Below are 15,035 nucleotides of genomic sequence, written 5' to 3' on the forward strand. Positions count from 1 at the left end.
GGTAGCGATGAAGCACCATACGCTGATCGGCGCCGAAGACCATGCTCGCATCGCTGACGCTATTCGTCACGCGGAAGCAGGCACCAGTGGCGAAATCTATGCGGTGCTGGCGCGCAGCAGCGACGACTATTTCTTTGCAGCTGGCTTTGTCGCAACCTGCGGCATCCTGCTTGCTTCGGTGATCGCAGCCTGCCTCGCCCATTGGTATTGGTTTGATATCAGCCTGCCGATGTTCGGCCTGTCCATTCTCGCCGCTTTCATTTCGGCCATGCTTGTTCTCTGGCTGCTACCATCGATCCGCATGTTGCTGGTGCCTCGCCGCATCCGCTACAAGCGCGCCCATCTCAATGCGCTGCAACAGTTTCTGGCCCGCAATGTCCACATCACCGAAAACCGCACCGGCATTCTGCTGTTTGTTTCCATGGCCGAGCATTATGCCGAAGTGATTGCCGATGCAGGCATCCATGCCCGTGTTGAGCAAGACGAATGGAACGCCATTGTCGCGACGCTGATCCATCACGCATCGCGGTCGCAAATGGCGGAGGGCTTCGTCACGGCGATTGGTCAGGCTGGCACGTTGCTGGAAAAGCACTTCCCCGCAGGCGCCGATAATATGAACGAATTGGACGATCATCTGATCGAGCTCTGACAGCGCCAGCATCTCAGAATCATCTACGACTTTGGTCTGAATTGTGGCAATTCCGCCGTCGGCTGACGCCAATTTTTAGCGCGCCGGGAATTTCCCCGGTATTTTTAGAAAAATCGCCCAAAGTTTTCGATATTTTATTCCAAATTAAATGGATTAGATGCCATTTTTCTGACTTTTCAGGATTTTTTTCGATAGTCGCAGCAATTTGTCATCGAAAGAAATGTCTGATCTGCTAGTTTGGCGCGCATTGCCATCATGACAGGAGTATCCGACGTGACTGCAAAGCAGGATCGGTCGAGCAAAGTTAAGAATTCCAAGGCAAGCAAAGAGGACCAAAAAGGAGGGAAGCCCAAGGCGCTGGCAGCCTTCTCGCAGCTTCTCTTCGAGTGGGCACCGCCAGAAGACCTGGCAGCTTACGACGCCGAAGTGCTCGACAGTTCAGCCCGTCATGGCTATGCGGCTCTTGAATCCTACCGCAAGGGCAAAAGCATCATCAGCGTCGATAACGGTATCGAACGCCATGGTCGCCCGGTAAGCGTCATCACCATCGTCAACGACAATATGCCGTTCCTGCTCGATTCCATTCTGGGCGAGCTGAACAATCACGTCGGCCAGATTTTCATGGTCGTGCACCCGGTTCTCGATGTTACCCGGGAAAAGGATGGGCTGGTTATTCTCGGCGAAGCATCGCAGCTCGCACCCGCCACGGGCGTTGAGCGCGTCAGCCTTGTACAGATTCATCTGCCAGCGCTCGGCAAGCAGGCCAAGGCCGACCTGACGGACGGGCTCAAGCGCGTTCTCGGACAGGTGCGTTTTGCCGTCGGCGACTGGAAACCGATGCTGAAGCGTCTCGATGACGCCATCGCAGATTACAAGCGCGCTTACGAGCTGAACGGCAATGCCGCCATGCCGGAAGCCATCGCCTTCCTCGAATGGCTGCGCGACGATCATTTCATCTTCCTCGGCATGCGTGAGCTTGCTTTTGAAGGTTCGGGCAAAAAGCGCAGCCTCGTCGCCGTCAAGGGACCGCTTGGCGTCCTTGGCGACAATGAAGTGCGCGTGCTGCGCAAGGATGACGACGATACCGTCACGCCGCGCGAGGTTACCGAATTCCTCGACAGCAACGAGCCGCTGATCGTCACCAAGGCGAATACGCTGTCACTGGTGCATCGCCGCTCCTATCTCGACTATATCGGCGTGAAGATTTTCGGACCGAAGGGCGAAGCCATTGGCGAACTGCGCCTCGTCGGCCTGTTCACCTCGGTCGCCTATATAAGCTCGGTGGCCAGCATCCCGTTCATTCGCTCGAAGGCCGATGCAGTGATCAAGCATCTGGGCTTCAACCGGGAAGACCATTCCGGCAAGGCGCTGATCAACGTGCTGGAAGAATATCCGCGCGACGAGCTTTTCCAGATCGACACGGAAAGCCTAACGGCCAATGCCGAACTCATCCTCGCGCTGGGCGAGCGTCCACGTGTGCGCGCCATTCCGCGCCTCGACCGTTTTGGCCGTTTCGCGACCGTGCTGGTCTATATACCGCGCGACCGTTACGACTCGGTCGTACGTGAAAAGATCGGTCGCTATCTCGTCGACGTCTATGGCGGCGACAGCTTTGAATTCCATCCGGTCTTCCTTCAAAACGGCCTGACGCGCGTTCAGTTCGTCATTCGCCGTCATGAACGTTCCACGCCGCATGTGGATCGCGAAGCGCTGGAAGCGGAAGTGCGTTCCATCGTCCGCACCTGGGAAGATGCGGTGCGTGAAAGCGTGGAAAACGCCGATGCTGGTGTCGTGGCGCTGGCCGCGAGCTTCCCGCCATCCTATCGCGAAATCTTCACCGCACCGGAAGCGCTGGTCGATGCGGAGCGCATTGCGGGTCTCAGCCCGGAAGCACCGCTTTTCGTGGATTTCTACCGTTATCGCACCGATGGACCGGATGCGGTTTCGCTAAAACTTTATCATCACGGCGCGCCGGTGGTGTTGTCGCAGCGCGTTCCGCTTCTGGAAAATATGGGCTTCCGCGTCGTCAGCGAACAGACCATTGATCTGCCCCATGCCGGTCAAGATGGTGCGCCGGTCTATGTGCACGACATGCAGCTTGTGAACGCCTATGGCGCACCGGTCGATCTTTCCGATGACGGCGAAATGCTGGAAGACGTGTTCCGCACTGTCTGGGACGGCTTTGCCGACAATGACGGCTATAATGCGCTGGTGCAGACGGCACGTCTCACCGCGCGCCAGATCATGATCCTGCGCTCCTATGGCCGTTATCTGCAGCAGGCGGGTATCGCCTATTCGCAAGGCTTCATCGCTGCCGCCCTCAATCGCTATCCGGAAATCGCCAGCGATCTCTATTCGCTGTTCGATTTGCGCTTCAACCCATCGGCCAAGCGCCGTGACGCAGCGGAAAAGAAGCTGATCGACGCCATCGAAACCGCACTTCTCGGTGTGCCGAGCATCGACGACGACCAGATCCTGCGCCGGTTCCGCAATCTGATCGAAGCGACACTGCGCACCAACGCCTATACGCTGGATGCCGAAGGCAAGCCGCGTGTCACCTTCGCCTTCAAGCTCAATCCGCGGCTGGTCGATGGACTGCCCGATCCGCGCCCGTATCGCGAAATTTTCGTCTACGGCCCGGAAGTCGAAGGCGTGCATTTGCGTTTCGGAGCGGTCGCCCGTGGCGGTCTGCGCTGGTCGGACCGCGCGCAGGATTACCGCACCGAAGTGCTGGGGCTCGTCAAGGCGCAGCAGGTCAAGAATGCGGTGATCGTGCCGGTCGGCGCCAAGGGCGGCTTCTATCCGAAGCGCCTGCCCGTGGGCGGCGACCGCAATGCCGTCTTCGAAGCCGGACGCGACGCTTATAAGGTGTTCATCTCGACGCTTCTGTCGGTCACCGACAATATTCATGACAGCGCTGTGGTGCCGCCGCAAAATGTCGTGCGTCACGACAATGACGATCCTTATTTCGTTGTCGCCGCCGACAAGGGCACGGCCACCTTCTCCGATACGGCCAATGCCATCAGTCAGGCGCATGATTTCTGGCTGGACGATGCTTTCGCGTCGGGCGGCTCTGCCGGTTACGACCACAAAGGCATGGGCATCACCGCCCGTGGCGGTTGGGAAGCCGTGAAGCGGCATTTCCGTGAATTCGACATGGATATCCAGACCGAGCCGTTTACGGTCGTCGGCGTGGGCGACATGTCGGGCGACGTGTTCGGCAATGGCATGCTGCTTTCCGAGCAGATCAGGCTCATTGCCGCCTTCGACCATCGCGATATCTTCATCGATCCGAACCCGGTTCCGGCGGACGGCTTTGCCGAACGCAAGCGCCTGTTCGAACTGCCGCGCTCAAGCTGGCAGGACTATGATCGCTCGAAGCTTTCGTCGGGAGGCGGTGTCTATAGCCGCAGCCAAAAGACCATCACCCTGTCTGCCGAGGCAGCGGCTGCCATCGGCCTTGCCAAGACCACAGCGACGCCGCAGGAAATCATGACGACCATCCTGAAAGCGCAGGTTGATCTCTTATGGTTCGGCGGCATCGGCACCTATATCCGCGCGTCCAGCGAAACGGATGCGCAGGTGGGCGACCGCGCCAATGACGCCATTCGCATCACCGGTTCGGATGTTCGCGCCCGTGTGATCGGCGAAGGCGCCAATCTCGGCATGACCCAGCGCGGGCGCATCGAATATGCGCTTGCAGGCGGTCGCAGCAACACCGACGCCATCGACAATTCGGCTGGCGTCAACTGCTCGGACGTCGAGGTCAATATCAAGATTGCTCTGGCCGCAGCCATGCGTTCGGGCAAGCTCAAGCGCCCTGCCCGCAACAAGCTCTTGGTCAGCATGACCGACGATGTTTCGGAGCTCGTGCTGCGCAACAACTATCTCCAGCCGCTGGCGCTTTCTCTGAGCGAACGTCAGGGACTTGCCGAACTCCCCTATCAGGCGCGTTTCATGGCGGAACTGGAACACCGCAAACTGCTGGATCGCAAGGTCGAGTATCTGCCGTCCGACACCGTATTGGCTGATCGCCAGAAGGCAGGCCAGCCACTGACCCGTCCGGAACTGGCGGTCCTGCTGGCCTATGCCAAGCTGTCGCTCAGTGACGATCTGGTGGCAAGCGCGCTTCCAGACGAGCCTTACTTCCAGTCACTTCTGTTCGGCTATTTCCCGAAACGTATGGCCAAGACTTACGCGGAGGAAATCTCGGGCCACCGCCTGAAGCGGGAAATCGTTGCGACCTTGCTGGCAAATGATGTCATCAATCGCGGCGGTATCACCTTCATCAGCCGTCTGGCCGACACGACCGGCAAGTCGCCTTCAGATATTGTTCGCGCCTATATCGCGGTGCGTGACGGTTTCGAGATCGACGCAGTCTATGACGCCATTGATGCGCTCGACAATCGCGTGCCGGGCGATGTGCAGAACCAGTTCTACCATCTCGTCGGCGAAATGTTGCAGGCGACGACGGCATGGGTGCTGCGCAATGATACGACCCGCGCAAACCTCACCGAACTGGTCGGCACCATCGTCAAGGCGCGTGCCGAACTGGAACCGCGTTTCGAAGGCCTGATGCCGGAATTCCTGCGCAACACGGTGCGTGCCGACAAGGCTGCCTTCGTGGAAAAGGGCGCACCGGAAAAGCTGGCCCAGCGTCTCGCCAATCTCCAGCTTGCGGGCATCATGCCGGATATCGCGCTGATCGCGCATCTGGCGAACGCCGATCTGGTGGCAACCGCCAAGGCCTATTTCGGCGTGTCGGAAGCCTTCCGCATCGGGCGCATCGAAGATGCGGCACGGTCCATCCCCGTCACCGACTATTATGACGGACTGGCCCTGTCGCGTGCGAGCGAGACCATCACGCAGGCGGCACGCGGGATCACCATCGCGGCGTTGAAGCGCTTCGCCAAGGAGAAAGACCCGGCAGCGGCGTGGCTCGATGCGGACGGCGTCCGGATCGAGCAGGTCAGAAATCGCATGGTCGCGCTCACCGAAGGCGGTGACCTCACCGTCTCGCGGCTGGCTGTTGCGGCGGGCCTGATGTCCGATCTGGCGCAGTAATCCGCGCCCGGCAATTAAAAATGGAAGGGCGGCTTAAGGCCGCCCTTTTCATTTGTGAGGTTGCGGCTCGCCGTATAAGCTCCGGCCACATTTGCAAGGGAGTGGCATTTGAGCGATCTGACAGTCAGCGAACGCAGCTATGCGTCACGGCGCGGCATATGGGGCTGGATGTTGTTCGACTGGGCGGCGCAACCGTTTTTTACCGTCGTCACGACCTTTGTTTTCGGCCCCTATTTTATCTCCCGCATGGCGGCAAGCCCGGAAGCCGGGCAAGTTGCATGGGGCTATGGCATCGCGGCGGCGGGCTTTATCATCGCCATTCTGTCGCCTGTGCTCGGCGCTGTTTCCGACCGCACCGGCGCGCGCAAACCGTGGATCGGCTTCTTCGCCGTTCTGAAGATCGTCAGCTTGTCGCTCCTCTGGTTCGCGGCGCCGGGAGCAAGCCTGTTCTGGGTGTTGCTGGCCTTTGCGATCGCCTCGGTGGCAGCTGAATTTTCCATCGTCTTCAATGATTCCATGATGCCGCGTCTTGTGCCACGTGCAGATATCGGACGCATTTCCAATATCGCATGGGGGCTTGGTTATCTGGGCGGCATGATCATGCTGGTTTTCGTGGTGCTGTTTCTGGCCGGGTCGCCGCAAACCGGCAAAACGATCATCGGCGTTGATCCGCTTTTTGGCCTTGATCCGACCACCGGAGAAGACGCCCGCATCACCGGCCCGCTTGCAGCGCTCTGGTATCTGATCTTTGTGCTGCCGATGTTCCTGTTCACCCCGGATTCGGCGCGCGGCGAACCTCTGCGCAAGGCGCTACGCCATGGCCTTTCTGAGCTGAAAGCCACGCTGCGCGAGGTGCGCCAGCGCTCCGGCATATTGCGCTTTCTCATCGCCCGCATGGTCTATCAGGACGGCGTCAACGCCTTGCTGGCGCTGGGCGGCGGCTATGCTGCCGCCATGTTTCACTGGTCGATCACCGAGATCGGCCTGTTCGGCATGATCCTCAATGTGATGGCGATCTTCAGCTGCCTTGTCGCCAGCCGCGTCGATACACGTTTCGGCTCAAAAGCCGTGGTCATCGCATCGCTGATCCTGTTGCTGCTTGCCACGCTCGGCATTGTATCGACAGGGCGCGATTATACGTTCTTCGGGCTGCTACCCTTTGCGGAAAGCACCGCGCAGGGGCTTTTTTCGACGCCCGCCGAACATGCCTATCTCATCTATGGGCTGATGATCGGCGCGGCCTTCGGCCCTGTGCAGGCCTCGTCGCGCTCATGGTTTGCCCGCAGCATCGAGCCGGAAGAGTCGGGACGCTATTTCGGCATCTACGCGCTAGCGGGCCGCGCCACCAGCTTCCTCGCGCCGTTTCTGGTCGCCACCGTCACCGCCATCAGCGGGTCGGCAGCCATTGGAATGGCGGTGCTGGTGATCTTCTTCGCCGCTGGTCTCTGTCTGACGAAAGCGACGCCCTATCCTGCCGACAAGGCGGCCTTATAGAGCGCCGAATTGGCCTTAATCCACCCAGTTCAGGGAGCGCTGAACCGCCTTTTCCCATGAGGCGAACAGGCGTTCACGCTCCTTCTTCGGCATCTTCGGGTGCCAGCGATGGCCGACCTGCCAGTTTTCGACAACATCTTCCATGGATTTCCAGTAGCCGACAGCAAGCCCAGCCGAGTAAGCCGCCCCCAGCGCCGTGGTTTCCACGATCTTGGGGCGGACCACCGGGACATCCAGAATATCGGCCTGAAACTGCATGACGAATTCATTAACAGTCATGCCGCCATCGGCGCGCAGTTCACCGATCTCCACGCCAGAATCCTTCACCATGGCTTCCAGCACCTCGCGCACCTGATAGCAGCTTGCTTCCAGTGCCGCGCGGGCAATATGACCCTTATTGGCAAAGCGCGTCAGCCCGGCAATGACGCCGCGCGCGGACGATTCCCAATGCGGCGCATAAAGACCGGAAAATGCCGGGACGAAATAGACATCGCCATTATCATCGACAGTACGGGCGAGCGTTTCGATATCGCTGCTGTTGCGGATGATACCGAGATTGTCGCGCAGCCATTGCACCAGCGCGCCGGTAATGGCGATGGAGCCTTCCAGCGCATAAGACGGCGGGGCATCGCCGATCTTATAGGCAACGGTGGTCAGCAGGCCGTAATCGGACGAAACGAGCTTGTCACCCGTATTCATCAGCATGAAGCAGCCCGTGCCATAAGTGTTCTTGGCCGCGCCCGGCTCAAGACAGGCCTGGCCGAACAAAGCTGCCTGCTGGTCACCCAGAATTCCCGCAAGCTGGACGCCACGCAGGGACCGAACCGAAATCTCGCCATAAACTTCGCTCGATGAGCGGATTTCCGGCAGACAAGCGCGCGGAATATGGAAGAGGTCCAGAATTTCCGCATCCCATTGCAGGCTTGCAATATCCATCAGCTGCGTGCGCGAGGCATTGGTGACATCGGTAATGTGAATGCCGCCATCCGGTCCGCCGGTGAGGTTCCAGGCCAGCCATGTATCGATGGTGCCAAATAGCGCCTCACCTGCTTCGGCCTTTTGGCGCGCGCCCGGAACATTGTCGAGAATCCAGCGCAGCTTCAGTCCGGCGAAATAGGTGGTGATCGGCAGCCCCGTCCGGGCGCGAAGACGATCCGCACCGCCATTCTTCGTATATTGCGCCACCAGATCGGCGGTGCGCGTATCCATCCAGACAAGCGCATTATAAAGCGGCTGGCCGGTCGCCTTGTCCCAGAGCAGCGTCGTCTCGCGCTGGTTGGTAATGCCGATCGCGGCGATATCCGCTGCCGTCAGTTTGGCCTTCTTCAACGCTTCCGCGACGACGTGCTGCGTGTTGCGCCAGATTTCAAGCGGGCTATGCTCCACCCAGCCGGCCTTGGGGTAAATCTGCTCATGCTCGCGCTGATCCATCGCGATGACATCGCCCAGTTGATCGAAAATGATGCAGCGCGTGCTGGTGGTTCCCTGATCGATGGAGCCGATAAATTGCTTGGTACTCACAGTATCCTCCCGTTCGAATATGTTTGTGTAAAATGCTTTTAGTTTACATCAGGTATGAAAAAGCTTGCTATGCCTCCGCGTCCTCCCCCTGATGCAAAGCAGCTCCCGTGTTTACGTGAGCGCTCATAAACGAATTTAAAACGAAATAATTCGAAACTCAATGAAAACAAAAAGCCCCGAAAATTTTCGTTTCGGGGCTCGTTTTCAGATTTCTAAGTCGATGAATTAATGACGGAAATGGCGCATTCCGGTCATGACCATGGCAATGCCATGCTCGTCGGCAGCAGCGATCACTTCTTCGTCACGCATGGAACCGCCCGGCTGAATAACCGCCGTAGCGCCTGCCTGAACGGCAGAAAGCAGACCGTCCGCAAACGGGAAGAATGCGTCAGAGGCAACCACGCAACCCTTGGTCAGCGGCTCTGCCAGACCGGCGGCTTCGGCTGCATCTTCCGCCTTGCGGGCAGCGATACGCGCCGAGTCGACGCGGCTCATCTGGCCAGCACCGATGCCAACCGTTGCGCCGTCCTTCACATAGACGATGGCGTTCGACTTGACGTGCTTGGCAATGCGGAAGGCGAACTTCATATCGTTCAGTTCGGCTTCGCTCGGGCTGCGCTTGGTCACGACCTTGAGGTCGAGATCATCCACAACGCCATTATCGCGCGACTGAACCAGTAAGCCGCCGGCAACCGTTTTCGCAGCGATGCCTTTGGCGCGCGGGTCAGGAAGACCGCCCGTCACCAGAAGACGCAGGTTCTTCTTGGCGGCGACGATGGCCTGCGCGCCCGGCGTTGCATCGGGAGCGATGATGACTTCCGTGAAAATCTTGACGATTTCCTCGGCGGCTTCTTCATCCAGCGTCTTGTTGAGCGCAACAATGCCGCCGAACGCCGAAACCGGATCGCAGGCCAGCGCCTTCAGATAGGCTTGCTTGATCGATGCGCCTTCCGCCACGCCGCACGGATTGGCGTGCTTGATGATGGCGACGGCAGCCGTGCGCGCCGGATCGAACTCGGCGACGAGCTCGAAAGCCGCATCGGTGTCGTTGATGTTGTTGTAGGAAAGCTGCTTGCCCTGAAGCTGGGTTGCGGTCGCAACGCCCGGGCGCTTTTCGCCGGAGAGATAGAAGCCTGCAGTCTGGTGCGGGTTTTCACCATAGCGCATGACCGAATGCAGCTTGCCCGCAACCGAGCGCCAGATTGGCGTTTCTTCTTCGATGGCTTCGGCGAACCAGTTGGAAATCGCCGCGTCATAAGCTGCGGTGCGCGAGAAAGCCTTGGCGGCCAGCTTCTTGCGGAAAGCGAGCGGCAGCGAACCGGCATGCTTTTCAAGCTCGGTGACCACTTCGGCATAATCGGCCGGATCGACAACGGTGGCGACATAGGCGTGGTTCTTGGCCGAAGCGCGGATCATGGCCGGGCCGCCGATGTCGATGTTTTCGACGGTCGTGTCGTAATCGCCGCCCTGGAAGCGCACTTCCTCGAACGGATAGAGATTGATCACGGCAAGATCGATACCACCGATCTTGTGCTCTTCCATTGCGGCAACGTGTTCCGGGTCGTTGCGCACGGCGAGCAGGCCGCCGTGGACTGCCGGATGCAGCGTCTTCACGCGCCCGTCCATGATTTCAGGAAAGCCGGTGATTTCGGAAACGTCGCGCACCGGAATGCCTTCCGCCGCAATGGACTTGGCAGTGCCGCCGGTCGAGAGGATTTCGACGCCATGCGCACGGAGCGCCTTGGCGAATTCAATCAGGCCGGTTTTGTCGGAAACGGAAAGGAGGGCGCGGCGCACCCGATGAAGATCGGGAGCGGGAATATGCTTGGAGCTGACAGCCATAGGAAACGGTCTCTTCGTTGCTGAAGCGTTTTGCATTCAGGAAAGGGGACAGCGTCGCCGTAGCACAGTCGGACGAGGAATCCTACCGCAAAACACTGGAAACCACCGGCGAAAGAAAAACCCCGCCGTGAAGGCGGGGGTTCATTTGGGAGGTAATGGTTTATTTCATCGTCGGGATGACGAATTCTGCCCCGTCTTTAACCCACGCCGCGCGCCCGCAGCGAAGCGAGGACGCGCAAACGTAAAAAATCGTCTGGGGTTATTTCATCGTCGGGATGACGAACTCTGCCCCATCCTTAACCCCAGACGGCCAGCGCGAGGTGACGGTCTTGGTCTTGGTGTAGAAGCGGAATGCATCCGGGCCGTGCTGGTTGAGATCGCCGAAACCGGAAGCCTTCCAGCCACCGAAGGTGTAATAAGCGATCGGAACCGGGATCGGCACATTGATACCGACCATACCAACCTGCACGCGGCTTGCGAAATCGCGGGCCGCATCGCCGTCGCGGGTGAAGATGGCGACGCCGTTGCCATATTCATGATCGTTCGGCAATGCGAGCGCTTCCTCGTAATTCTTGGCGCGGACAACGGAGAGAACCGGGCCGAAAATCTCTTCCTTGTAGATGCGCATGTCGCGCGTCACATTGTCGAACAGGCAGCCGCCCATGTAGAAGCCATTTTCATAGCCCTGCATCTTGAAATTACGGCCATCGACGACCAGCTTCGCGCCTTCTTCGACACCGAGATCGACATAGCCGCGAATGCGGTCAAGGGCAGCCTGCGTGACGACCGGGCCGTAATCGGCGGAATTGTCGGTGGACGGGCCGATCTTGAGCGATTCAACCCGAGGGATGAGCTTTTCCATCAGGCGGTTGGCGGTGTCTTCACCGACCGGCACAGCAACCGAAATTGCCATACAGCGTTCGCCTGCCGAGCCGTAACCAGCGCCGATAAGCGCATCGACGGTCTGGTCCATATCGGCATCGGGCATGATGAGCATGTGGTTCTTGGCGCCGCCGAAGCACTGAACGCGCTTGCCGTTCGAGCAGCCGCGACCGTAGATGTACTGGGCAATCGGCGTGGAGCCGACGAAGCCGATGGCCTGCACATCCGGATCGTCGAGCAGCGCATCGACAGCATCCTTGTCGCCATTGACGACGTTAAAGATGCCGGCAGGCAGACCAGCTTCCATGAACAGTTCAGCCAGACGCATCGGGACGCCCGGATCGCGTTCGGATGGCTTCAGAACGAAAGCATTGCCGCAGGCAATCGCCGGACCTGCCTTCCAGAGCGGGATCATGGCCGGGAAGTTGAACGGGGTGATACCGGCAACGACGCCGAGCGGCTGACGCATGGAATAGGTGTCGATGCCCGTACCGGCATTGTCGGTGAACTCGCCCTTCAGCATATGCGCAGAGCCGAGGCAGACTTCCACCACTTCAAGACCGCGCTGAATGTCGCCCTTGGCATCGGCAATCGTCTTGCCATGCTCGCGCGCCAGCAGTTCGGCCAGGCTGTCATATTCGGCTTCGACGAGTTCGAGGAATTTGCGCAGGATGCGGACGCGGCGCTGCGGGTTGGTCGCGGCCCATGCAGGCTGGGCAGCCTTGGCGTTTTCAACGGCAGCGCGCACTTCATCCTTGGTCGCAAGCGCCACCTTGGCCTGAACCGTGCCGTCGAGCGGCTGGAAAACGTCGGCGGTGCGACCGCTATTACCGGCAACATGCTTGCCGCCGATGAAATGTCCGATATTGCGCATCGAGAAACCTCCCTGATTACCGTTTATGAGGACTCGCATCGTCCCCATCGTTATCCCTATCCTGACTCTGCAAATTCGTGATTGCAAGACGCTGAAAAGCGTATCCGTTGTGCATTTTTTATAGTACTCCTACATCATGAACTGGGATGACATTCGAATATTCCTCGCGGTGGCGCGTTCGGGCCAGATTTTGGGCGCAGCCAAGCGGCTTGGTCTGAACCACACCACCGTGGCGCGACGGCTGACGGCGCTCGAAACCGCGCTCTCCACCACACTTTTGACGCGGCGCACCAATGGCTCGACGCTAACACAAGCAGGCGAGGAGTTTTTGCTCGCCGCCGAGCGCATGGAAGCGGAAATGCTCTCCGCCCGCGCGCAGGTCGGCAATGCCGATGTCGCGGTTTCGGGCACGGTGCGCATCGGCGCGCCGGATGGTTTCGGCGTGACCTTTCTGGCGCCACGCCTTGCCCGCCTGACACAGCAATATCCAGACCTCACCATCCAGCTGGTGCCGGTGCCGCGGTCCTTCTCGCTGTCCCGGCGCGAAGCGGATATCGCCATCACCGTTGAACGCCCGGATCAGGGGCGGCTTATCGCGCGCAGGCTGGTCGATTATACGCTCGGCCTCTATGCCCATCGCAGCTATCTGGAAGCCAATGGCACGCCGGAAACTGCCGAGGACCTCAGCCACCATCGCATGATCAGCTATGTGGAAGATCTGGTCATCAACCCGTCGCTCGCCTATGCGCCGGAAATCAGTCGCGACTGGAAACCGGCTTTTGAAGTGTCGAGCGCGCTGGGCCAGGTGGAAGCGGTGCGCGCCGGTGCGGGCATCGGCATATTGCATGCCTTCATCGCGCGCGCCGATCCCGATCTGGTGCCGGTTCTTCCGGACCGGGTCATCCGCCGCGCCTATTGGCTGGCCTATCATGAATCCGCCCGAACGCTGCGCCGTGTGACGGCGGTATCGGCCTTGATCTCGGAACTGGTCGAAAGCGAAAAATCGCTATTCACTTGAGTTTGACATAAGCAACCATCACACCGACAATCATCACGACCGGCACGAACAAGGCGTCGAGGCCGATATAGTAATGGCCCAACCCGCCTCCCACCGCGCCCAGCATCAGCGCCAGCCACACGGCGGCGTGCTGCGCCCAGCGCCATTTCGGCACTTCGCCGCGAAATGCACCGGCGAGGTCTGCGGCAGCATTGAATAGCGTTCCCGTGACATAAGTAACGCCAAGACGCGCCGCGCCGATCGGCTGCACGGCGGCATTCTGCGCGCCCATGGCGGCGGCAAGCAGCAGCACCGGCTGGACGAGCATGGCCCCATCGCGCCGCAGGATACTGACTAGCACGAGCATCACTACCACGCTTGCCATGACATAAAGGCTGCCCCAGCGACCATAGGCGCGCACGGCAAGCGTGCCCAGAAACGCGCCGCTGAAGAACAGGACGATCAGCACGGCGGGAAACCAGACCAGCACCGTCCCCTGCACGCCGGGTTGACCGGCAAGCGCGACGCCGAGTTGGGTGGTGTTGCCGCTCATGAAGGAAGCGAAGAAGCCGCCCAGTTGCAGGAAGGCGATCGCATCAACAAAACCAGCCGATGCGGTGAGAACCAGACCGAGCGACAGTTTGGAATTCGGTGTCATGTCACGGAACTTCGGGAATGGAACGACCCGGCTTCAACAAGCCGGGCCTTGCAGAACATGCTGACACTCTAGACGCGTTTGACGATGCGCAGAATGATCAGAAGGATCGCCGCGCCGATGAATGCATTGATGATCGAGGCAATGATACCGCCGCCGACCGAAAAGCCGAGGCGCGGCAAAAGCCAGCCCGCGAAGAACGCGCCAATCACGCCGACAATTATATTGCCGATCATGCCGAAACCGCCGCCCTGCACAACCTTACCAGCCAGCCAGCCCGCGACGAGGCCGACAAAAAGAAATACGATTAGACTTCCAACATCCATGCGCTTTTCTCCCTCCAGAGCACATCCCGAAAAGTGTGAAACGGTTTTCGGGCGAGATGTGCGTCAAAACAAACAGTTAGAGCGCCGTCACCCGGCGCAACTGAAGTGAGTTGACAATATGTTGGTCCAACGCACAAGAGGGGTGCGCAAATTTGAGCACATCCTGAAATCTCTTCGGGATGTGCCCCAAAATCACGGCGCGAGATGCCGGAAAGCAGCGACAACTTCCTCGTAGACCTTGCGCTTGAACGGCACGATCAGCTCCGGCAGTTGCTGCATCGGCTTCCAGGCCCAGCTGTCGAATTCAGCCGTATGGCCGCCGGGCGGCGGATTGATCGCGATCTCGTTTTCGTCACCCTCGAAACGATAGGCAAACCACTTCTGCGTCTGGCCGCGATATTTGCCCTTGAGCGCCTGACCGACCAGATGCCGTGGCAGATCATAATTGATCCAGTCCGGCGCTTCGGCAAGCAGCGAGACCGACTTCATGCCGGTTTCTTCATAAAGCTCGCGCAATGCGGCTTCGACCGGGTCCTCGCCCTTGTCGATCCCGCCCTGCGGCATCTGCCAGAGCTGCGTCGCGCCATCCATCTCATCGCCCGGAATGACGATGCGATGACCTGCCCAGACCAGACCGGCCTTGTTCAACACCATCAGCCCGACACAGGGGCGATATGGCAAGCTTTCAGGATCGACCGGACCTTTATGCTTCGACATGACATTCTCCGTGA

General features: G+C 59.4%; 10 protein-coding genes. 4 read left to right on the forward strand and 6 right to left on the reverse strand.

What is annotated here, in order from left to right; all coding sequences use genetic code 11:
- Window positions 1–7: 7 nt before the first annotated feature.
- The 3 genes from FIC94_RS20285 (at window position 8) to FIC94_RS20295 (ending at window position 7,207) form a co-directional block, all read left to right on the forward strand.
- Window positions 8–649, forward strand: a complete 642-nt coding sequence (locus FIC94_RS20285) for a TPM domain-containing protein (protein ID WP_140026204.1) — start codon at window positions 8–10, stop codon at window positions 647–649.
- Between the two features lie 273 nt (window positions 650–922).
- A complete protein-coding gene (locus FIC94_RS20290) occupies window positions 923–5,713 on the forward strand; it encodes an NAD-glutamate dehydrogenase (RefSeq protein WP_140026205.1) in 4,791 nt (1,596 codons plus the stop codon).
- A gap of 168 nt (window positions 5,714–5,881) precedes the next feature.
- Window positions 5,882–7,207, forward strand: coding sequence for an MFS transporter (locus tag FIC94_RS20295; protein WP_371830937.1), 1,326 nt, complete (start codon window positions 5,882–5,884; stop codon window positions 7,205–7,207).
- 15 nt (window positions 7,208–7,222) lie between these two features.
- On the opposite strand, the gene glpK is transcribed toward FIC94_RS20295, so the two are convergent.
- The 3 genes from glpK to FIC94_RS20310 form a co-directional block, all read right to left on the reverse strand.
- Entirely contained in the window at window positions 7,223–8,728 is a 1,506-nt protein-coding gene (gene glpK / locus FIC94_RS20300) for a glycerol kinase GlpK (protein WP_109369842.1), read from the reverse strand.
- A 225-nt stretch (window positions 8,729–8,953) separates the two neighbouring features.
- Window positions 8,954–10,570 carry a bifunctional phosphoribosylaminoimidazolecarboxamide formyltransferase/IMP cyclohydrolase gene (gene purH / locus FIC94_RS20305; protein ID WP_140026207.1) on the reverse strand — a complete coding sequence of 539 codons (1,617 nt, stop codon included), beginning with the start codon at window positions 10,568–10,570 and terminating at the stop codon, window positions 8,954–8,956.
- Window positions 10,571–10,829: 259 nt separating this feature from the next.
- Entirely contained in the window at window positions 10,830–12,326 is a 1,497-nt protein-coding gene (locus FIC94_RS20310; protein ID WP_109369844.1) for a CoA-acylating methylmalonate-semialdehyde dehydrogenase, read from the reverse strand.
- Between the two features lie 136 nt (window positions 12,327–12,462).
- On the opposite strand from FIC94_RS20310, the gene FIC94_RS20315 reads away from it, so the two are divergent.
- A complete protein-coding gene (locus FIC94_RS20315) occupies window positions 12,463–13,344 on the forward strand; it encodes a LysR family transcriptional regulator (RefSeq protein WP_109369845.1) in 882 nt (293 codons plus the stop codon).
- Here FIC94_RS20315 and FIC94_RS20320 read toward each other — a convergent pair.
- The 3 genes from FIC94_RS20320 to FIC94_RS20335 form a co-directional block, all read right to left on the reverse strand.
- Entirely contained in the window at window positions 13,337–13,981 is a 645-nt protein-coding gene (locus FIC94_RS20320) for a YoaK family protein (protein WP_109369846.1), read from the reverse strand. The genes FIC94_RS20315 and FIC94_RS20320 overlap by 8 nt on opposite strands.
- Before the next feature lie 68 nt (window positions 13,982–14,049).
- A complete protein-coding gene (locus FIC94_RS20325; protein WP_078340905.1) occupies window positions 14,050–14,304 on the reverse strand; it encodes a GlsB/YeaQ/YmgE family stress response membrane protein in 255 nt (84 codons plus the stop codon).
- Window positions 14,305–14,496: 192 nt separating this feature from the next.
- Window positions 14,497–15,021 carry an RNA pyrophosphohydrolase gene (locus FIC94_RS20335; RefSeq protein WP_140026209.1) on the reverse strand — a complete coding sequence of 175 codons (525 nt, stop codon included), beginning with the start codon at window positions 15,019–15,021 and terminating at the stop codon, window positions 14,497–14,499.
- Between the last annotated feature and the right edge of the window lie 14 nt (window positions 15,022–15,035).

The organism is Ochrobactrum teleogrylli, from assembly GCF_006376685.1.
GTDB classification, from domain to species: Bacteria; Pseudomonadota; Alphaproteobacteria; order Rhizobiales; family Rhizobiaceae; genus Brucella; species Brucella teleogrylli.